Annotated in this window: 15 protein-coding genes; 8 read left to right on the top strand and 7 right to left on the bottom strand. The window is 70.6% G+C overall.

Annotation, left to right across the window (positions count from 1 at the left end):
• Positions 1-29: 29 nt before the first annotated feature.
• From QQM72_RS20795 to QQM72_RS20815, 5 genes are all read right to left on the bottom strand, one after another.
• Complete coding sequence (locus QQM72_RS20795) at positions 30-758, bottom strand: amino acid ABC transporter ATP-binding protein (RefSeq protein ID WP_314222528.1); 729 nt, start codon at positions 756-758, stop codon at positions 30-32.
• Between the two features lie 95 nt (positions 759-853).
• On the bottom strand, positions 854-1,810 hold the full coding sequence (locus QQM72_RS20800) for an amino acid ABC transporter permease (protein ID WP_314222372.1): 957 nt from the start codon (positions 1,808-1,810) through the stop codon (positions 854-856).
• A complete protein-coding gene (locus QQM72_RS20805; protein ID WP_314222373.1) occupies positions 1,807-2,691 on the bottom strand; it encodes an ABC transporter substrate-binding protein in 885 nt (294 codons plus the stop codon). The genes QQM72_RS20800 and QQM72_RS20805 overlap by 4 nt, the downstream gene beginning before the upstream one ends.
• 297 nt (positions 2,692-2,988) lie before the next feature.
• The gene (locus QQM72_RS20810) at positions 2,989-3,645 is read right to left on the bottom strand and encodes an MBL fold metallo-hydrolase (protein WP_314222374.1); all 657 of its coding nucleotides are present in this window, start codon (positions 3,643-3,645) and stop codon (positions 2,989-2,991) included.
• A 9-nt stretch (positions 3,646-3,654) separates the two neighbouring features.
• Positions 3,655-4,341 (bottom strand): maleylpyruvate isomerase family mycothiol-dependent enzyme, encoded by a 687-nt coding sequence (locus QQM72_RS20815; RefSeq protein ID WP_314222375.1) that lies wholly within the window; start codon positions 4,339-4,341, stop codon positions 3,655-3,657.
• 223 nt (positions 4,342-4,564) lie between these two features.
• On the opposite strand from QQM72_RS20815, the gene uvrA reads away from it, so the two are divergent.
• Positions 4,565-7,630: an excinuclease ABC subunit UvrA gene (gene uvrA / locus QQM72_RS20820; protein ID WP_314222376.1), complete on the top strand. Its 3,066-nt coding sequence runs from the start codon at positions 4,565-4,567 to the stop codon at positions 7,628-7,630.
• Positions 7,631-7,848: 218 nt separating this feature from the next.
• Here the strand turns inward: uvrA and QQM72_RS20825 are convergent, their stop codons facing one another.
• Positions 7,849-8,772, bottom strand: a complete 924-nt coding sequence (locus QQM72_RS20825) for a carbohydrate kinase family protein (RefSeq protein ID WP_314222377.1) — start codon at positions 8,770-8,772, stop codon at positions 7,849-7,851.
• 145 nt (positions 8,773-8,917) lie between these two features.
• Positions 8,918-9,883, bottom strand: coding sequence for a hypothetical protein (locus tag QQM72_RS20830; protein WP_314222378.1), 966 nt, complete (start codon positions 9,881-9,883; stop codon positions 8,918-8,920).
• A 307-nt stretch (positions 9,884-10,190) separates the two neighbouring features.
• Here QQM72_RS20830 and uvrC point away from each other — a divergent pair, with 307 nt between their 5' ends.
• The 7 genes from uvrC (at position 10,191) to QQM72_RS20865 (ending at position 21,143) form a co-directional block, all read left to right on the top strand.
• Entirely contained in the window at positions 10,191-12,302 is a 2,112-nt protein-coding gene (gene uvrC / locus QQM72_RS20835) for an excinuclease ABC subunit UvrC (protein WP_314222379.1), read from the top strand.
• Entirely contained in the window at positions 12,299-13,378 is a 1,080-nt protein-coding gene (gene rapZ / locus QQM72_RS20840; RefSeq protein ID WP_314222380.1) for an RNase adapter RapZ, read from the top strand. Before uvrC ends, rapZ begins: the two co-directional genes overlap by 4 nt.
• Entirely contained in the window at positions 13,375-14,442 is a 1,068-nt protein-coding gene (locus QQM72_RS20845; protein ID WP_054242997.1) for a gluconeogenesis factor YvcK family protein, read from the top strand. The genes rapZ and QQM72_RS20845 overlap by 4 nt, the downstream gene beginning before the upstream one ends.
• Positions 14,433-15,422, top strand: coding sequence for a DNA-binding protein WhiA (gene whiA, locus QQM72_RS20850; protein WP_020131902.1), 990 nt, complete (start codon positions 14,433-14,435; stop codon positions 15,420-15,422). The genes QQM72_RS20845 and whiA overlap by 10 nt, the downstream gene beginning before the upstream one ends.
• A 159-nt stretch (positions 15,423-15,581) precedes the next feature.
• Positions 15,582-18,536, top strand: a complete 2,955-nt coding sequence (locus tag QQM72_RS20855) for a M14 family metallopeptidase (protein ID WP_314222381.1) — start codon at positions 15,582-15,584, stop codon at positions 18,534-18,536.
• A gap of 229 nt (positions 18,537-18,765) precedes the next feature.
• Positions 18,766-19,776: a type I glyceraldehyde-3-phosphate dehydrogenase gene (gene gap, locus QQM72_RS20860; protein ID WP_057580303.1), complete on the top strand. Its 1,011-nt coding sequence runs from the start codon at positions 18,766-18,768 to the stop codon at positions 19,774-19,776.
• A gap of 155 nt (positions 19,777-19,931) precedes the next feature.
• Positions 19,932-21,143: a phosphoglycerate kinase gene (locus QQM72_RS20865; RefSeq protein ID WP_314222382.1), complete on the top strand. Its 1,212-nt coding sequence runs from the start codon at positions 19,932-19,934 to the stop codon at positions 21,141-21,143.
• The last annotated feature ends 1 nt before the right edge of the window (position 21,144 follow it).

Here is a 21,144-nt window from a genome sequence, read left to right on the forward strand (position 1 = left end):
CTCCAGGCCGTAGCCCCTTACCGCGCCCCTCAGAGGCGGCCCGCCTCCACGATCCGCCGCAGGAAGCGCTGAGTGCGCTCCTGCTGCGGGTCGCCGAAGAGCTGCTCGGCGGTGCCCCGTTCCAGCACGACGCCTCCGTCCAGAAAACAGACCTGGTCGGCGACCTCGCGGGCGAAGCCCATCTCGTGGGTGGCGAGCACCATGGTCATGCCGTCGGCCTTCAGGTCGCGGACGACGTTCAGGACCTCGCCCACCAACTCGGGGTCGAGGGCCGCCGTGATCTCGTCGAGCAGCAGCAGCCGGGGACGCACGGCCAGCGCGCGCACGATCGCCACCCGCTGCTGCTGACCACCGCTGAGCCGGTCGGGATACTCGCCTGCCTTGCCGGCCAGCCCGAGCCGCTCCAGGAGCTCCCTGGCGTGCTTCTCGGCCTGCGCGCGGGCGACGCCGTGCACACGGCGCGGGGCGAGCGTGATGTTCTCCAGCACCGTCATGTGCGGGAACAGGTTGTACGCCTGGAAGACCACGCCGATCCGACGCCGCACCGCGTCCTGGTCGACGCGCGGGTCGGTGATCTCCTCGTCGTCCAGCCAGATCGCGCCGTCGTCGATGTCCTCCAGCAGGTTGGCGCAGCGCAGCAGCGTGGATTTACCGGAGCCGGAGGCGCCGATCAGCGCGGTCACCGTGTGCGGGGGGACCTCCAGGTCGACGTCCCGCAGGACGACGGACCCGCCGAAGGTCTTGCGGACGGACTCCATCCGCAGCACCGGAGCCGGCGGCGCGGGCGTCCGCGGCGCCGGAGTCTGTAGTGCCGGAGTCTGCGGGACCGGAGTCTGCGGGACCGGAGCGTCGCTCATGTCGTTCCTCCCTGGGCCCGCTGACGGTCCATCCGGGCCGTCACCCAGTCCGTGAAGCGGGTCATCGGGATGGTCAGGGCCACGAAGACCAGTCCCGCGACGATGTACGGCGTGTAGTTCAGGCTGCGGCCCACGATGATGTCCGCCGCGCGGACGGCGTCGATCGCGCCGCCGATCGAGACGAGACCGGTGTCCTTCTGGAGCGACACCAGGTCGTTCAGCAGCGGCGGCACCTGGCGGCGCACGGCCTGGGGGAGTACGACGTGACGCAGCGCCTGCCGGTTGCTCAGGCCCAGCGAGCGGGCCGCGGCGCGCTGGGAGGGGTGCACGGACTCGATGCCCGCGCGGAACACCTCGGCGACGTACGCCGAGTACGTCAGTGTCAGCGCGGTGCCGCCCAGCAGCACGGGGTCGACGGTCACGCCCTGCAGCCGCAGTGCCGGGACGCCCAGCACCACGATCATGAGGTTGATGATCAGTGGCAGACCGCGGAAGAAGTCGGTGTACGCCGCCGCCAGCGCCCGCAGCGGGAAGAACACCGGCCCGCGCAGGGTGCGGGCCACGGCGATGAGCATCCCGAGGACGAGCACGGCGGCGCCGCAGACCAGCAGCAGTCTGACGTTCAGCCAGAGTCCTTCGAGGACCTTGGGGAACGCCTCACGCGCGTACCGCCCGTCGAAGAAGGTCTCCCTGGCGCGCGGCCAGCCGGGCGCGCCCACGACGACCAGGTAGAGCACGGCACCCGTGACCAGGGTCGACAGCGCGGCGATCGCGGTGGCGCGGCGGGCACGCGTGCGCCGGTAGCGCTCGCGCTCCAGCCGCCGCTGTGAAGGGACGTAGCCGTCGTCGGGGGCGCCCTTGTCGCCCCCCGACCTGTCGCCCCCGGACCCGTCGTCCTCGCCGCCGGGGTCGTCCGCGCCTTCCCGGCCGGACTCGTCCTTGGTGACCGTCACTTGAGCACCGGCGCGTCGACGGCGTCGGAGAGCCACCGCTGCTCGATCTTCGCCAGGGTGCCGTTCTGACGGAGCGCGTCTACGGCGCCGGTCACACAGGAGGTGAGCGCGCTGCCCTTGTCGAGCACCAGCCCGAACTGCTCCGGTGTGCCGCCCTGGTTCTCGAACTGGCCGACGATCTCGGCGTCCGTGACCTCGGCGGCCGTGATGTAGAAGGCGGTGGGCAGGTCGGTGACGATGGCGTCGACCTGGCCGTTCTTCAGCGCGGACTTGGCCTGGTCGTTCTTGGCGTAGACGGCCGCGTCCCGGGTCGGCTTCACCACGTCGTCGATGTAGTCGAGGCTGGTCGTGCCGACCTGGGCACCCAGCTTGAGGCCCTTGAGGTCCGCGACGCTCGTCGCCTCGGCGGCCTTCGTGCCCTTCAAGGCGATGACGGCCTGGCGTACGTCGTAGTAGCCGGACGAGAAGTCCACGGCCTTCTTGCGCTCGTCGCTGATCGACACCTGGTTGATGTCGAAGTCGAAGGTCTTCTCGCCCGGCGCGTAGGCCTTGTTGAACGGCACGCTCTGCCAGACCACGGCGCTCCTGCCGTAGCCGAGCTGCTCCGCGACGGCGTACGCCACCGCCGACTCGAAGCCCTGGCCGTTGGCCGGCTTGTCGTCCTTGAACCACGGCTCGTACGCGGGCTCGTCGGTCGCGATCGTCAGCTTGCCGGAGGTCTCGGTGGCCAGTTCACCCTTGGCGCAGGAGTCCGCGCTCGAACCGGAGTGCGTCGACGCGGCCTTGTCGTCCGGCTGCGGGGCACAGCCGACAGCGGTCGCGAGGAGGGCCACGGTGGCGCCGGCGACGGCGCGGCGCAGTACACGAGGGGCGAGGTACATGGCGGGAGAGTGGCAGCGAAAACCCCGGTTTGTCGAGGTCACACCATAACTTGTCCGCATACTGGGAACGGGTGTTGCGTTCTCGTGAACAGGCTCGGCGGACCCGCCCGGGCCGCCGGCCGAGGGCGGGGATCGTAGACCGGCGGCCCGATCCGCGCCGGAGCCGTCATCCCGCGCGGAACTGAGACCAGTTGACCGCGCAACCACGAGTGCGGGGAGCGCGCGTGAGGGACCGGCGCGTGCGCGCGATTCACACGGGGCGCGCGTTCGGCAACGCGCACCCCCTGCCGTGCGAACTCACCACCCGCGCGCGTGCCACTCCGGAAGGTGCGGGCGCTCCGCGCCCAGCGTGGTGTCGTTGCCGTGCCCCGGATAGACCCAGGTCTCGTCCGGCAGCGCGTCGAAGATCTTCGTCTCGACGTCGCGGATCAGACTGGCGAACGCCTCGGGGTCCTTACGGGTGTTGCCCACGCCGCCCGGGAAGAGGCAGTCGCCGGTGAATACATGGGGGTGGCCGTGCGGGTCGTCGTAGACCAGGGCGATCGAGCCGGGTGTGTGCCCCACCAGGTGGCGCGCGGTGAGTTCGACGTTGCCCACCCGGATGACGTCACCGTCGTCGACCGGGACGTCGGTCGCCACGGGGATGCCCTCGGCGTCCTCCCGGCCGGCGTAGGTACGCGCGTGCGTGGCCGCCACGACCTCGGCGAGCGCCTGCCAGTGGTCGCCGTGCTGATGCGTGGTGACGACGGACGCGATGCCGTCGTCACCGATCGTGCCGAGCAGGGCGTGCGCGTCGTTGGCCGCGTCGATCAGCAACTGCTCGTCCGTGGCCCGGCAGCGCAGCAGATAGGCGTTGTTGTTCATCGGGCCGACCGCGATCTTGGTGATCATCAGGTCCTTGAGCTCGTGCACGTCCGCCGGTCCGCCGACGGTCACCTCTCCGCTGTACGTCATGGCGGCAGCCTATAGCGGCGGAAGGGCCGGCAGCGGCCCGCCGTCCGCCGTCAGCCCGGAACCGTCACGACGCCCGGCGAGCCAGCCCAGGAGGTCCGCGGGGCTGCCGGTGACGGTCACCTCGGGCCGCTCGGCCGCGCGGCCCGTGTGCCACGCGTGCGTGCCGTCCGTCAGGCGCGTCGGCGGCACGTCGGGACGCCCGGTGAAGCGCTCCGCGAGGAACTCGATCTCCCGCGCGGTGAACTCCTCCGGCAGGTCCTCCAGCTCGTAGCCGATGCCGAGGTCCACGGTGTGCAGCTCCACCTCCACCCACCGCCGGAACGGCACGCGGGCCGCCGCGTCGACGACCCCGTTGCGCAGCTCCACCGTGCGTGACCAGTCCGCGGGCGCGGCTCCCGTCGCCTGGAAGCGGGCCGCGCTCTCCCGTACGTCCGTGATCTGGACGTCCAGGGGGCGCGGGGCGTCCCGCTCGATGTCGGCGTCGCGGACGAACGCGTCGGCGTACATGGGGCGGCCCTCGAGGACGTTCGCGAGGGCGTCCGCGTTGCGGGCGATGTGGGCCAGGACATGTCCGCGGCTCCAGCCGGGCAGGCGTGACGGCTCGGCCGCCGACGCGTTGTCCAGTTCGGCGACTGCGGTGAGGAGCCGCTCGGTCGCTTCGCGTACAGACTCCAGGTCATGAGCGTGATCAATCATGGTGCTGACCCTAGCCTCGCCACCCCTTCGGGTGAAGGTGGTCGAGCAAGCCCGCAAATCGAATGCGCGTGCTATAAGGTCGGTGGCGGCGTCGGGCATGCTGGAAGGCCGGGGATTGTTGTGAACCGGTGAATCCCGACCGGCGTTGTCAGTGGCTCGCCCTAGTCTGAGAAAGACGGGGGCCCCGCCCCTGTCACTTCTCTCAAGAAAGGTGCGGACCGGCGTGGCCGACCGTCTCATCGTCCGTGGCGCGCGCGAGCACAACCTCAAGAATGTCTCGCTCGACCTGCCACGCGACTCGCTCATCGTCTTCACGGGCCTGTCGGGGTCGGGCAAGTCCTCGCTGGCCTTCGACACCATCTTCGCCGAGGGCCAGCGGCGCTACGTCGAGTCCCTCTCCTCGTACGCCCGGCAGTTCCTCGGCCAGATGGACAAGCCGGACGTCGACTTCATCGAGGGACTGTCCCCGGCTGTCTCCATCGACCAGAAGTCGACCTCGCGCAACCCGCGCTCCACGGTCGGCACCATCACCGAGGTCTACGACTACTTGCGCCTGCTCTTCGCGCGCATCGGCAAGCCGCACTGTCCCGAGTGCTCCCGGCCGATCACGCGCCAGTCGCCGCAGGCCATCGTCGACCGGGTCCTGGAGCTGCCCGAGGGAAGCCGCTTCCAGGTGCTGTCGCCGCTGGTGCGCGAGCGCAAGGGGGAGTTCGTCGACCTCTTCGCCGACCTCCAGACCAAGGGCTACTCCCGCGCGCGGGTCGACGGCGAGACGATCCAGCTGTCCAGCCCGCCCACGCTGAAGAAGCAGGAGAAGCACACCATCGAGGTGGTCATCGACCGCCTCACGGTGAAGGAGTCCGCCAAGCGCCGGCTCACCGACTCGGTGGAGACCGCGCTCGGCCTCGCCGGCGGCATGGTCGTGCTCGACTTCGTCGACCTCCCCGAGGACGACCCCGAGCGCGAGCGCATGTACTCGGAGCACCTTTACTGCCCGTACGACGACCTGTCCTTCGAGGAGCTGGAGCCCCGCTCCTTCTCCTTCAACTCGCCCTTCGGCGCCTGCCCCGAGTGCTCCGGCATCGGCACGCGCATGGAGGTCGACGCCGAGCTGATCGTCCCGGACGAGGACAAGTCCCTCGACGAGGGAGCCATCCACCCCTGGTCGCACGGTCACACCAAGGACTACTTCGGCCGGCTGATCGGCGCGCTGGCGGACGCGCTCGGCTTCCGCACCGACATCCCCTTCGCGGGCCTGCCGCAGCGCGCCAGGAAGGCCCTGCTGTACGGCCACAAGACGCAGATCGAGGTCCGCTACCGCAACAGGTACGGGCGTGAGCGCGTCTACACGACCCCCTTCGAGGGTGCCGTCCCGTTCGTGAAGCGCCGGCACGGCGAGGCCGAGAGCGACGCCAGCCGGGAGCGCTTCGAGGGCTATATGCGCGAGGTGCCCTGTCCCACCTGCGAGGGCACGCGCCTCAAGCCGCTCGTCCTCGCGGTCACGGTCATGGGGAAGTCCATCGCCGAGGTCTCCGGGATGTCCATCAGCGACTGCGCGGACTTCCTGGGCGAGCTGAAGCTCGACGCCCGCGACAAGAAGATCGCCGAGCGGGTCCTGAAGGAGGTCAACGAGCGGCTGCGGTTCCTCGTCGACGTCGGTCTCGACTACCTCTCGCTCAACCGCGCGGCCGGCACGCTCTCCGGCGGCGAGGCCCAGCGCATCCGCCTGGCCACCCAGATCGGCTCCGGCCTCGTCGGCGTCCTGTACGTACTCGACGAGCCGTCCATCGGCCTGCACCAGCGTGACAACCACCGGCTGATCGAGACCCTGGTCCGGCTGCGGGACATGGGCAACACGCTGATCGTCGTCGAGCACGACGAGGACACCATCAAGGTCGCCGACTGGATCGTCGACATCGGTCCCGGCGCCGGCGAGCACGGCGGCAAGGTCGTGCACAGCGGCGGCCTGAAGGAGCTGCTCGCCAACACCGAGTCGATGACCGGGCAGTACCTGTCCGGCAAGAAGGCGATCCCGCTGCCCGACATCCGGCGCCCGCAGGACCCGTCCCGCCGGCTCACCGTCCACGGCGCCCGCGAGAACAACCTTCAGGACATCGACGTGTCCTTCCCGCTGGGCTTGTTCACCGCGGTCACCGGCGTCTCCGGCTCCGGCAAGTCGACGCTGGTCAACGACATCCTGTACACGCACCTGGCCCGCGAACTGAACGGCGCGAGGAGCGTGCCGGGGCGGCACACGCGCGTGGACGGCGACGACCTCGTCGACAAGGTCGTGCACGTCGACCAGTCGCCCATCGGCCGCACCCCGCGGTCCAACCCGGCCACGTACACCGGTGTCTTCGACCACGTCCGCAAGCTGTTCGCGGAGACCACCGAGGCGAAGGTCCGCGGCTATCTGCCCGGCCGCTTCTCCTTCAACGTCAAGGGCGGCCGCTGCGAGAACTGCGCGGGCGACGGCACCATCAAGATCGAGATGAACTTCCTCCCGGACGTCTACGTCCCGTGCGAGGTCTGCCACGGCGCCCGGTACAACCGGGAGACCCTGGAGGTCCACTACAAGGGCAAGTCCATCGCCGACGTCCTGAACATGCCGATCGAGGAGGCGACGGAGTTCTTCGAGGCGGTTCCCGCGATCGCCCGCCACCTCAACACCCTGAAGGACGTCGGCCTCGGCTACGTCCGGCTCGGCCAGTCCGCGACCACCCTGTCCGGCGGTGAGGCCCAGCGCGTGAAGCTCGCCAGCGAGCTCCAGCGCCGCTCCACCGGCCGCACGGTCTACGTCCTGGACGAGCCGACGACGGGCCTGCACTTCGAGGACATCAGCAAGCTTCTGAAGGTGCTCGCGGGCCTGGTCGACAAGGGCAACACGGTCATCGTCATCGAGCACAACCTCGACGTGATCAAGACCGCCGACTGGGTCGTCGACATGGGTCCCGAGGGCGGCGCCGGCGGTGGCCTCGTCATCGCCGAGGGCACGCCGGAGGAGGTCGCCGGAGTGTCGACCAGCCACACCGGCAAGTTCCTGCGGGAGGTGCTGGGCGCCGACCGGATCAGCGACGCGGCTCCGGTGAAGGCCCCGCGCAAGACGGCGGCGAAGAAGACGGTCGCGGCGAAGACGACCGCGCGCAAGACCGCGACCGCCAAGACGACGACCGCCAAGACGGCCACGTCCCGGACGACCGCCGCGAACAACACGGCGGCCAAGAAGGCCGCAGGGTCGACCACGAAGGCGACCCCCGCGAAGAAGACCACGCGGGCCCGCAAGGCCTGACCGGACACGGGCCGCGCGGTCCGCTCATGACCCGGGCCGCGAGGCCTGGCGAGCCGGTGAAGGTGAAAAGGACGGCGCCCCGCGGGAACTCCCCGCGAGGCGCCGTCCGTCGTTCCACTGCCTGCACTGCCTGCACTGCCTGCACTGCCTGCACTGCCTGCACTGCCTGCACTGCCTGCACTGCCTGCACTGCCTGCACCGGTGCTGTTCGGCAGCCGCTAGGACGGGTCCGGGGAGCCGCCCAGCTCGGAGGCGTACGGCGGCTCCGCACCGGCCCGGGAGCAGGTGATCGCCGCCGCGCGGGCGGCGAACCGCAGCAACCGCTCCCAGCCGTCGGCGCCCAGGCCCGCGAGGCCTGCCGGAGACAGGGCGTCCCGCACCGAAAGGCCGTGCAGCAGAGCCGCGTTCACGGTGTCCCCGGCGCCGATGGTGTCCACGACGTCCACCCGCTCGCCCGGCACCGCGTACACGGCCCCGCCCTGCGTGAATGCGGTCAGCCCGTCGCCGCCCTGCGTGATCACGACGGCGGAGGGACCGGCGGACAGCCACTCGCGCGGGGTGCCGCCCAGCCACGCGGCGTCCTCCTCGGAGAGCTTGAGCAGCGACACCGAGGGCAGCCAGCTCTTGAATCGGGCCCGGTAGGCGGCGGCGTCGGGGATCAGTCCGGCCCGGATGTTCGGGTCGAGCGCGGTGAACAGTCCCTGCGCCGCTGCCGTCCGCATCAGCTCCTCGTACGCGCTCGCACCCGGTTCCAGGATCAGGGAGCAGGTGCCGAAGGACACCGCGCGCGTGCCCGCGGGCAGGGCGGCCGGGGCCGTGAAGAGGCGGTCGGCCGTGCCGTCTACGTAGAAGGAGTAGGCGGCCGAACCGTTCTGGTCGAGGGTGGCGACCGCGAGCGTGGTCGGCTCCGTGCCGCGCTGCACTGCGGACACGTCCACGCCCGAGTCCCGCAGCCCGGCGAGCAGCGCCTCGCCGAAGGCGTCCCGCGAGATGCGGGAACAGAAGGCCGTGGGGGAGCCGAGGCGGCCGAGGGCGACGGCCGTGTTGTAGGGGCCGCCGCCGAGCACCGGCCGGAGACCCGCGAGGGCGCCCGTGCCCTGCGGTACCAGGTCGATCAGGGCCTCACCGGCGACGACGATCACGGGGCGGTTCCTCTCTCTGGCTGTCTGCGGCCGCTCGGACCGTGCCCGCGGGGCAGCCGCACCGGGTGCGACGGACGCAGGAGCAGGTGAGCCGCAGGCCGGGAAGTTACCCCATTGCGGAGCCGCGCGTAAAAGCCTGCGCCGTTCACTCCCAGTCCCAGCCGATGCCGACCATGCCCGACCGCACCCGCGGCTCGACGAGGTGCACCGAACGGTGCCGGCCGCTGAGCGGCAGCTCCTGGCGGCCGCCGCGCGGGGCCGCCGCCGAGTGCTGGGTGAACCGGTGGCAGCGCACGGGCACGGCGTTCTCGGCGAAGCGGATCTGGAGGGCGTACTGGCCGCCCGCCGCGCCGAAGCCGCGGACGTACTCACGGCAGACGTCGGCGGTGCCGTCCTCGACGGCGTAGCGGAAGAGGAAGGTGTCGCCGGCCCTCAGCCGGGTGTCGAAGTGGAGCTCCGCCACGAGGACGCCGGTGTCGTGGTGGCTGCGGACCCGGCCGGCCCGGCAGTTCTCCAGGGCGTGCACCCTCATCCGTTCCGGTGAGCAGCCGGGGTCGCCGTGATGGACGGCCACGAAGCGGTCGACGCCGTCGCGGTGCGCGCGCACGATGTGCTGCGACTCGCGTCCCAGCAGCTCACGGCGCGACCCGATGCGGACGCGCTCATGGTGGCCCAGGATGTGCAGCCCCCCGTCGACGGGGCACTCCAGTTCACCGAGCAACTGTTCGAGAATGCCTGAGGCCTCCAGCAGCGAGCGGTAGGAGCGGCCCGCCGACTGTCCGGCCGCCGCGCCGCCGTCCCCGCCGTCGGGCTCGGCGAGCAGCCGGATCAGGGACTCGTCCGGCAGGTGCAGGATCTCCTCCAGCGCACGCACGGCGCGCAGCGACTCGGGGCGCTGCGGCCGCCGGGCGCCCTGCTGCCAGTAGCTCAGACTGGTCACGCCCACCTTCACCCCGTACCGCGACAGATGGTGCTGGACGCGTTGCAGGGGCAGGCCACGGGCGGCGATCGCGGCACGCAACGCCACATGGAAAGGACCGCCTCGCAGGGCCGTGTCCAGTTCCGCGGAGGCGGCGTCGACGGCGTCCGCGTGCTGTGTGGCGTGCGGCATGCAGGGGCCTCTCTGTGAATGCTCACGACGGCTGGTCGGACCGTTCGTGCGGGTGGTCGGGGCCTTTTCCGGCGTCGCCGGAGCTCCTTCACATCCGTAGGGCGGCCTTCAGGGCCCGAGTCCCCCCGCATTGAAGCGTGTTGACCAAGTCCCGACAACACCTGATGCCCGAGTGGCACATGCGCGTGGCCGAGTCGACGCCCCCGGGTCCCGCCCTCGGCGCCCCGCTTGTCCACAGGCCCGTCGGACACCGGGCCGTCGTCCACAGCCCGCCGGAGTGTCACCCCGCGCCAGTAGGGTGTGAGACATGGCCGACCCCTCCAGTTACCGCCCCAAGCCGGGACAGATCCCGGACTCCCCCGGGGTGTACCGATTCCGCGACGAGCACCGCCGGGTGATCTACGTCGGAAAGGCGAAGAGCCTGCGTCAGCGCCTGGCGAACTACTTCCAGGACCTGTCCGGCCTTCACCCGCGCACCCGCACGATGGTCACCACGGCCGCGTCGGTGGAGTGGACGGTGGTGTCCACGGAGGTCGAGGCGCTCCAGCTGGAGTACTCCTGGATCAAGGAGTACGACCCCCGGTTCAACGTCAAGTACCGCGACGACAAGAGCTATCCGTACCTCGCGGTGACGATGAACGAGGAGTTCCCGCGCGTCCAGGTGATGCGCGGCCACAAGAAGAAGGGCGTCAGGTATTTCGGGCCGTACGCGCACGCGTGGGCGATCCGGGACACCGTCGACCTGCTCCTGCGGGTCTTCCCCGTGCGCACCTGCTCCGCGGGCGTCTTCAAGAACGCCGCCCGCACCGGCCGGCCCTGTCTGCTCGGCTACATCGGCAAGTGCTCCGCGCCGTGCGTCGGCCGGGTCTCCGCCGAGGAGCACGGCGAACTCTCCGAGGAGTTCTGCGACTTCATGGCCGGCCGCACCGGCACCTACCTCCGCCGGCTGGAGAAGCAGATGACGGAGGCGGCCGAGGAGATGGAGTACGAGCGGGCCGCCCGCCTGCGCGACGACATCGAGGCCCTGAGGAAGGCCATGGAGAAGAACGCGGTCGTGCTCGCGGACGCGACCGACGCCGACCTGATCGCGGTCGCCGAGGACGAGCTGGAGGCGGCCGTCCAGATCTTCCACGTACGCGGCGGACGCGTCCGCGGCCAGCGCGGCTGGGTGACCGACAAGGTCGAGGACGTCACGACCGGCGCCCTCGTCGAGCACGCCCTCCAGCAGCTGTACGGCGAGGAGCGTGGCGACTCCGTGCCCAAGGAGGTCCTGGTCCCGGCGCTGCCCGAGCCCGTCGAACCCGTCCAGGAGTGGCTCACCGAGCGCCGCGGGTCCAACGTCTCGCTGCGCGTCCCGCAGCGGGGCGACAAGAAGGCCCTGATGGAGACCGTCGAGCGCAACGCGCAGCAGGCACTCGTCCTGCACAAGACCAGGCGCGCCTCCGACCTGACCACGCGCTCGCGCGCCCTGGAGGAGATCGCCGAGGCCCTCGACCTGGACAGCGCGCCGCTCCGCATCGAGTGCTACGACATCTCGCACCTCCAGGGCGACGACGTGGTGGCCTCCATGGTCGTCTTCGAGGACGGCCTGCAGCGCAAGAGCGAGTACCGCCGCTTCCAGATCAAAAGCTTCGAGGGCCAGGACGACGTCCGCTCCATGCACGAGGTGATCACCCGCCGCTTCAGGCGCTACCTCGCCGAGAAGGAGCGGACGGGGGAGTGGACCGACGGTGAGAACGCGCTCGCCGACACCATCGGGACGCCCCGCACCGACGCACCCCTGACCGACGCCGGCGAAGCGCCCCTCACCAGCAGCCTCAAGGACGATGACGGCCGCCCCAAGCGCTTCGCGTACCCGCCGCAGCTCGTCGTCGTCGACGGCGGACAGCCGCAGGTCGCGGCGGCCAAGCGGGCGCTGGACGAACTGGGCATCGACGACATCGCCGTCTGCGGTCTCGCCAAGCGCCTGGAAGAGGTCTGGGTGCCGGACGACGACGACCCGGTCGTCCTGCCCCGCAGCAGCGAGGGTCTCTATCTGCTCCAGCGCGTGCGCGACGAGGCCCACCGCTTCGCCATCACCTACCAGCGCACCAAGCGGGCCAAGCGCTTCCGCGCCGGCCCCCTGGACGAGGTGCCCGGCCTCGGCGAGACGCGCAAGCAGGCACTGATCAAGCACTTCGGCTCGGTGAAGAGGCTCCGGGCCGCGACGATCGAACAGATCTGCGAGGTTCCGGGCATAGGCCGCAAGACGGCCGAGACCATCGCCGTGGCCCTCGCCAGGGCGGCATCGCCCGCCCCCGCCGTGAACACGGCGACCGGAGAGATCATTGATGATGAGGAACCCGATACGACGGCGGGTTCCCCCGGGGACCCCGTGACGACGGGCGCCCCGGAAGAACGACGGGGGCAGGAGACATGACCGAGCACGAGCACGAGCACGACGCACACCCCACAGCGGAACAGGAACAGGCGCCCACTACTGTGCCCACAGCCGCGACCCAGCAGGGACCCAGGGAACCAGGCGAGGATTCCACCCCGCACCCCGCGGTCCCCGACAGCCCTCAGCAAGAAGTACGCCAGGAAGACGGAGCACAGGTGAGTACGGACGTCACGCCGCCCGGGATCCCCGACGCGGCCATCCCCGAGCTGGTGATCATCTCCGGCATGTCCGGGGCCGGTCGCTCGACGGCAGCCAAGTGTCTGGAGGACCTCGGCTGGTTCGTCGTCGACAACCTCCCGCCCGCCCTGATCCCCACCATGGTGGAGCTGGGCGCCCGCTCCCAGGGCAACGTGGCGCGGATCGCGGTCGTCGTGGACGTCCGCGGCCGGCGTTTCTTCGACAACCTCCGCGAGTCCCTCGCCGACCTCGAGTCGAAGGGTGTCACCCGGCGGATCGTCTTCCTGGAGTCCTCCGACGACGCCCTGGTGCGCCGCTTCGAGTCGGTGCGCCGTCCGCACCCCCTCCAGGGCGACGGCCGCATCGTCGACGGCATCGACGCCGAGCGCGAGCTGCTGCGTGAGCTGCGCGGCGACGCCGACCTGGTGATCGACACCTCCAGCCTCAACGTGCACGAACTGCGCGCCAAGATGGACGCCCAGTTCGCCGGCGACGAGGAGCCCGAGCTGCGGGCCACCGTGATGTCGTTCGGCTTCAAGTACGGCCTGCCGGTCGACGCCGACCTGGTCGTGGACATGCGCTTCCTGCCCAACCCGCACTGGGTCCCGGAGCTGCGCCCCTACACCGGCCTCAACGAGGAGGTCTCGGCGTACGTCCTCAACCAGCCCGGTGCCAAGGAGTTCCTCGACCGGTACGCCGAGCTCCTCCAGCTGGTCGCCGCGGGCTACCGCCGGGAGGGCAAGCGCTATGTGACCATCGCGGTCGGCTGTACGGGCGGCAAGCACCGCTCGGTGGCCATGTCGGAGAAGCTCGCCGCGCGTCTCGCGGCCGAGGGCGTGGAGACGGTGGTCGTGCACCGGGACATGGGACGGGAATGACAGGACGCTCTCCACGGCTGGGCCGCCTGCGCAGGAACGCCTCCGACGGGCGCGTGGTCCGGCCGGTCGAGGCACGCGGCGGCAAACCGCGCCGCCGCGGCACCCAGCCCAAGGTCGTCGCCCTCGGCGGCGGCATGGGACTGTCCGCCTCGCTCACCGCGCTGCGCCGGATCACCGGCGACCTCACCGGCGTCGTCACGGTGGCCGACGACGGTGGTTCCAGCGGACGGCTGCGTGAGGAGCTGGGCGTGCTGCCGCCCGGTGACCTGCGCAAGGCGCTGGCCGCGCTGTGCGGTGACGACGACTGGGGCCAGACCTGGGCCCGGGTCATCCAGCACCGCTTCCAGTCACAGGGCGAGATCAACGGCCACGCGGTGGGCAATCTGCTGATCGTCGCCCTGTGGGAGCAGCTCGGCGACCACGTCCAGGCGCTGGACCTCGTCGGAAAGCTGCTGGGCGCGCAGGGGCGCGTGCTGCCCATGTCCGCCGTACCGCTGGAGCTCCAGGCGCTGGTCAAGGGCCACGATCCGGAGCGGCCGGACGACGTCGACACGGTCCGGGGACAGGCGACCGTGGCGCTGACGCCCGGCGAGGTGCAGTCGGTGCACCTGGTGCCGCACGACCCGCCGGCCGTCCCGGAGGCGGTCGAAGCCGTCCTGGACGCCGACTGGGTGGTGCTCGGGCCCGGCTCCTGGTTCTCCTCGGTCATGCCGCACCTGCTGGTGCCCGATCTGCTGGACGCCCTCATGGAGACGAAGGCGCGCCGGGTGCTCTCCCTGAACCTCGCCCCGCAGCCCGGAGAAACCGACGGCTTCTCCCCGCAGCGTCATTTGGAGGTTTTGGGACGACACGCCCCTAAACTCGCCCTGGACGTGGTGCTGGCCGACGTGGCCGCCGTGCTCGACCGCGACTCGCTGACCGACGCCGCCAAAAGGTTCGGGGCCGCGGTCGAGCTGGCGCCGGTGGCCCGGCCCGACGGAACCCCGAGGCATGACCCGGAGCTGTTGGCTGCCGCGTACGACCGTATTTTTCGGATGCATGGAAGGATCGGCCCATGGCGATGACGGCAGCGGTGAAGGACGAGATCTCCCGGCTCCCCGTCACCCGGACCTGCTGTAGGAAGGCGGAGGTCTCCGCCGTTCTGCGGTTCGCCGGCGGCCTCCACCTGGTGAGCGGGCGGATCGTGATCGAGGCGGAGCTGGACACCGCGATGGCGGCCCGTCGGCTCAAGCGGGACATCCTGGAGATCTTCGGCCACAGCTCGGAGCTGATCGTGATGGCCCCGGGCGGTCTGCGCCGCGGCTCGCGCTATGTGGTGCGGGTGGTCGCGGGCGGTGACCAGCTGGCCCGGCAGACGGGGCTCGTCGACGGCCGTGGCCGCCCGATCCGGGGGCTGCCCCCGCAGGTGGTCTCCGGCGCGACCTGCGACGCGGAGGCGGCCTGGCGCGGGGCCTTCCTGGCGCACGGCTCGCTCACCGAGCCCGGCCGCTCGTCCTCCCTGGAGGTGACCTGCCCGGGCCCGGAGGCCGCGCTCGCGCTGGTCGGCGCCGCCCGCCGGCTGTCCATCGCCGCGAAGGCCCGTGAGGTGCGCGGAGTCGACCGGGTCGTGGTCCGGGACGGCGACGCGATCGGTGCGCTGCTCACCCGGCTGGGCGCGCACGAGTCGGTGCTGGCCTGGGAGGAGCGCCGGATGCGGCGCGAGGTGCGGGCCACGGCGAACCGTCTCGCGAACTTCGACGACGCCAATCTGCGCCGCTCGGCGCGTGCGGCGGTCGCCGCCGGGGCCCGCGTCCAGCGCGCCCTGGAGATCCTCGGTGACGAGGTGCCCGAGCACCTCGCGGCGGCCGGCCGGCTCCGTATGGACCACAAGCAGGCATCCCTGGAGGAGCTGGGCGCGCTCGCCGACCCGCCGCTGACGAAGGACGCGGTCGCCGGACGGATCCGCCGGCTGCTGGCGATGGCCGACAAGCGGGCGTCCGACCTCGGCATCGCGGGCACGGACGCCAACCTCAGCGACGAGCTGGCCGACAATCTGGTCGGCTGACGCCGGCTCTCCTGACGGCTCTTCACAACGCCGGTGGTGCCACCCGTTCGGGTGACACCACCGGCGTTTGCGTGGCTTTGAGGCGCTCTTGACTGGATCATCAACTGTCATGAGCCTGGCAGAGTTCGCTGCTGGGGCGAACTCAGGCTAGGGGGGTTCATGAGACGAAGAGCGAGATCGATCCTCGCTGTCGGCGCGCTGCTGCTCGGCGGAGCGGCACTCGCACCCATCGCCCAGGCACAGCCCGGCGCCACACCGAAAACCGACGCGGACGAGGTCAAGGTCTTCCGCGCCGAGGTCACCAAGCAGCAGGTACCCCTGCTGCTGGCGGCCGGCCAGGACGGTCACGAACTCAGCGAGCAGGCGCCCGCGAAGGGCACCGCGACGGTCGAGGTCTACCTCACCGACAAGCAGGCGAAGAAGCTCGAGAAGCAGGGCGTCCCCCTCACCGAGCACACACTTTCGGCCAAGGCGGAGAACCGTGTCGAGGCCGCCGCCGACGGTGTGTTCCGACCGTACAGCGGCAGCGGCGGGCTCCAGGAGGAGATCCTGCGCACCGCCCGGGAGAACCCGGGCCTCACCAAGGTCGTCTCCATCGGCAAGACGGTCGAAGGCCAGGACATCCTCGCGCTCAAACTGACCAGGAACGCGAAGAAGTCCGGGGACGGCTCCAAGCCCTCGGTCCTCTACATGTCCAACCAGCACGCGCGGGAGTGGATCACGCCGGAGATGACCCGGCGGCTGATGCACTACTACCTGGACGCCTACAAGACCGACCGGCGCGTCAAGAAGATCGTCGACTCCAGCGAGCTCTGGTTCGTCCTGTCGGCCAACCCCGACGGCTACGACTACACCTTCGAGAACACCGACAACCGCCTCTGGCGCAAGAACCTGCGGGACGTCAACGGCGACGGCGCGATCTCCACCGGCGACGGCGTCGACCTCAACCGCAACTTCCCCTACAAGTGGGGCTACGACGACGAGGGTTCGTCCCCGAACCCCACCAGCCAGACCTACCGCGGCGCGAGCCCCGGCTCCGAACCCGAGACCAAGGCGCTCGACGCCTTCGAGAAGCGGATCGGGTTCACGTACGGCATCAACTACCACTCCGCCGCCGAACTGCTGCTCTACGGCGTCGGCTGGCAGGTCGCGACCGACACCCCGGACGACGTCGTCTACAAGGCGCTCGCCGGCACCCCCGACAACTCCGCTGTGCCGGGCTACCACCCACAGGTCTCCTCGGAGTTGTACACGACCAACGGCGAGGCCGACGGACACACGGCGAACGTCAACGGCACGGCGATGTTCACCCCCGAGATGTCGACCTGCCAGACCGCGTCCGGCATCGACCCGAACGACCAGTGGAACGCAGCCGACTGCCAGTCGGTCTTCAACTTCCCGGACGACGAGAAGCTGATCCAGGAGGAGTTCGCCAAGAACGTGCCCTTCGCGCTCTCCGTCGCGGAGTCCGCGGCCCACCCCGACCAGCCGAAGTCCTCGGTCGGTCTGTCCGCCGCCGACTTCACCCCGGCGCCGTTCACCACCTCGTACGCGCTCGGCGCCGACCAGGAGATCTCCGTCGTCGTACGCAAGGCGATCCGCGACAAGGAGCTCAAGTACCGGGTCAACGGCGGCCGTACCCGGGACCGGGCGCTCAAGGCATGGAAGGGCGGCGAGACCTTCGGCGGTGACGACAACCTCTACTACGACGAGTACCGGGCCAAGGTGCGCGACGGCGCACCCGGCGACAAGGTCGAGGTCTGGTTCACGGGCGAGGCCAGGAACGGCAAGAAGGTCTCCAGCGCGCACTTCACCTACACGGTCGCCGCGCGGCCCAAGGCCGACACCCTCGTCGTGGCCGAGGAAGGCACGGCCGCCACACAGGCGCAGACCTACGTCGACGCGCTGAAGGCCAACGGCCGCAAGGCGATCGTCTGGGACGTCGCCACCCAGGGCGCGCCCGACGCGCTCGGCGTGCTGAGCCACTTCGACACGGTCGTCCACTACACGGGAGCGAGTGTTCCCGGCAATCCGACCCAGCTCGAACTGCGTGCCTTCCTCAACGAGGGCGGCAAGCTGGTCGAGGCGGGCGAACTGGCCGGCGGGAACGTCGACCTCGGTGACGGCACCCCGTCGAACGACTTCAGCCAGTACTACCTGGGCGCCTACTCCCGCACGTCGACCCCCGGCGCCACCGGCTTCACCGGCTCCGGCAAGCTCGGCGGGGCCGGCGGGGCCCTCGGCCCGGCGGCCGGCAACCCGCTCGACAGGGCGGGCACCTACGGCGTCACCTCGGACGAGCTGCCGGCCGCCGCGTACCCGCAGTTCGCCAGCGCGGGAGCCGGTCAGTTCGCCGGGACGGTCAACCCGTACGGGCCGTTCACCGGCTCGTACATGGCCGCCGCCGTGCACACCGACGACGCCTACAAGCGCCTCACCCGCACCATCGACCTCACCGGTGTCGGCGCGGCGAGCAAGCCGGCCCTGCGCACCCAGCTGCTGTGGGACACCGAGCCCGGCTACGACAACGCGATCGTCGAGATCCACACGGTCGGCGCCGACGACTGGACGACGCTCCCCGAGACGGGCGGCGCCACCAGCACCGCCGTCCCCGCGGAGTGCGGCGGCGGCTTCTACATCGGCGAGCACCCGTGGCTGCGGCACTACCTCACCCTCGGTGCGGGCGACTGCACCGCGACCGGCAGCACCGGCTCCTGGAACGCCCTCACCGGCGCCTCCAGCGGCTGGCAGCAGGTGAACTTCGACCTGAGCGGTTACGCGGGCAAGCAGGTCGAGGTCTCGGTCGCCTACGTCACCGACCCCGGCAGCGGCGGACACGGCGTCCTCGCGGACGACACCTCGCTGGTCGTCGGCGGCACCGCCACCGGGACGGAGGGGTTCGAGACCTCGCTCGGCGCCTGGCGGGTCGAGGGTCCGCCCGCGGGCAGCCCGGCCGTCCTGAAGGACTGGACGCGCACCGGCGCCCTGTTCCGGACGTACGGAGCGGTCACCACCGACGACACCGTGCTGCTGGGCTTCGGCCTGGAGCATGTCACCGCGGCGGCCGACCGTGTCGCGCTCATCGGGAAGGCGCTCGACTCACTTGAGAGCTGAAGAACGGCTGTCAACTCCGTGTGACAGTTCGTGATCACATCGAGCGATCGGGTCTTCCGGTCCGGGCGGTCCGTACCCCTACTGGCGGGTACGGACCGCCCTGCCGTGTATGGGCGAAGTCGATGTCACTCCGGCGGCCTCGGAGAGGTAGGGTCGTGGGTGGTCGGGGACATCCCAAATACAGCTCGCCGGCACCGCATAGCCGGTGTATCAACGAGGAGATCGGTTCGTGACGATCCGCGTAGGCATCAACGGCTTTGGCCGCATCGGTCGTAACTACTTCCGCGCGCTGCTGGAGCAGGGTGCTGACATCGAGATCGTGGCTGTCAACGACCTGGGTGACACCGCGACCACCGCACATCTGCTCAAGTACGACACCATCCTGGGCCGCCTCAAGGCCGAGGTGTCGCACACCGCCGACACGATCACCGTCGACGGTCACACCATCAAGGTGCTGTCCGAGCGCAACCCGGCGGACATCCCGTGGGGCGACCTGGGCGTCGACATCGTGATCGAGTCGACCGGCATCTTCACCAAGAAGGCCGACGCCGAGAAGCACATCGCCGGCGGCGCCAAGAAGGTCCTCATCTCGGCTCCGGCCAAGGACGAGGACATCACCATCGTGATGGGCGTCAACCAGGACAAGTACGACGCGGCCAACCACCACGTCATCTCCAACGCCTCCTGCACCACCAACTGTGTGGCGCCGATGGCCAAGGTCCTCGACGAGAACTTCGGCATCGTCAAGGGTCTGATGACGACGGTCCACGCGTACACCAACGACCAGCGCATCCTGGACTTCCCGCACTCGGACCTGCGTCGCGCCCGCGCCGCCGCCGAGAACATCATCCCGACCACGACGGGCGCCGCCAAGGCCACCGCCCTGGTCCTGCCGCAGCTCAAGGGCAAGCTGGACGGCATCGCCATGCGCGTCCCGGTCCCGACCGGCTCGGCCACCGACCTGGTCGTGACGCTCCAGCGAGAGGTCACCAAGGACGAGGTCAACGCCGCGTTCAAGAAGGCCTCCGAGGACGGCGACCTGAAGGGCTACCTGGCCTACACCGAGGACCCGATCGTCTCCTCGGACATCGTCAGCGACCCGGCCTCCTGCACCTTCGACTCCTCCCTGACCATGGTCCAGGAGGGCAACTCGGTGAAGATCCTCGGCTGGTACGACAACGAGTGGGGCTACTCCAACCGCCTCGTCGACCTGACGGTCTTCGTCGGCAACCAGCTCTGATCGTCGGATCAGGCACCTCGATGTGAGCGCAGGGCTCGGGCGGCGCAGGGACGCGCCGCCCGAGCCCTGACGCACGTACGGATCAGCCTTCCGCACGGTCCCCGGCGACCACGAGTGATCACGAGTACCACGAGCCCTCCTCAGGAGCCCCCGTAATGAAGACGATCGACGAACTTCTCGCCGAAGGCGTCGCAGGCAAGCGGGTCTTCGTCCGCGCCGACCTCAACGTGCCGCTCGACGGCGCGACCATCACCGACGACGGCCGCATCCGCGCCGTCCTGCCCACCGTCAAGGCCCTCGCGGACGCGGGCGCCAAGGTGGTCGTCGCCTCGCACCTGGGCCGGCCCAAGGGCGCGCCGGACCCGGCCTTCTCCCTCGCCCCCGCCGCCGCCCGGCTGGGCGAACTCCTCGGCTCCGCCGTGGCGTTCGCGACCGACACGATCGGCGAGTCCGCGCGGTCCACGGTCACGGGCCTCGCCGACGGCCAGGTCGCCGTCATCGAGAACCTGCGCTTCAACGCGGGCGAGACCAGCAAGGACGACGCCGAGCGCGGCGCCTTCGCCGACCGGCTCGCCGAACTCGCCGACCTCTACGTCGGCGACGGGTTCGGGGCGGTGCACCGGGGGCACGCCTCCGTCTACGACCTCCCGGCCCGGCTGCCGCACGCGGCCGGCTTCCTGATCGCCACCGAGGTCGGGGTCCTGAAGCAGCTCACCGAGGACGTCAAGCGGCCCTACGTCGTCGCCCTCGGCGGCTCCAAGGTCTCCGACAAGCTCGCCGTCATCGACCAGCTGCTCGGCAAGGCCGACCGCATCCTCATCGGCGGCGGCATGGCCTTCACCTTCCTCAAGGCCAAGGGGTACGAGATCGGTGCCTCCCTCGTCCAGGACGATCAGCTGCCCGTCGTCAACGAGTACGTCGAGCGCGCCGAGAAGAACGGCGTCGAGCTGGTCGTGCCCGTCGACGTCGTGGCCGCGGCCCGGTTCCCGGACCTGAGCACCAAGGCCCCGTCCGACCCCGTCACCGTCGCCGCGGACGCCATCCCCGCCGACCTGATGGGCCTCGACATCGGTCCCGAGACCGGTGTCCTGTACGCCTCGAAGCTCGCCGACGCCGGCACCGTCTTCTGGAACGGCCCCATGGGCGTCTTCGAGCACCCCGACTACGCCGAGGGCACCAAGGCGGTCGCCCAGGCCCTCATCGACTCCCCGGCCTTCACGGTCGTCGGCGGCGGCGACTCCGCCGCGGCCGTCCGCCTCCTGGGCTTCGACGAGAACGCATTCGGCCACATCTCGACCGGCGGTGGCGCCTCCCTCGAATACCTCGAGGGCAAGACGCTCCCCGGCCTCGCCGCACTGGAGGGCTGAC

Origin of the sequence: Streptomyces zaehneri (assembly GCF_032248645.1) — a bacterium.
In the GTDB taxonomy this organism is placed as follows: Bacteria; Actinomycetota; Actinomycetes; order Streptomycetales; family Streptomycetaceae; genus Streptomyces; species Streptomyces coriariae.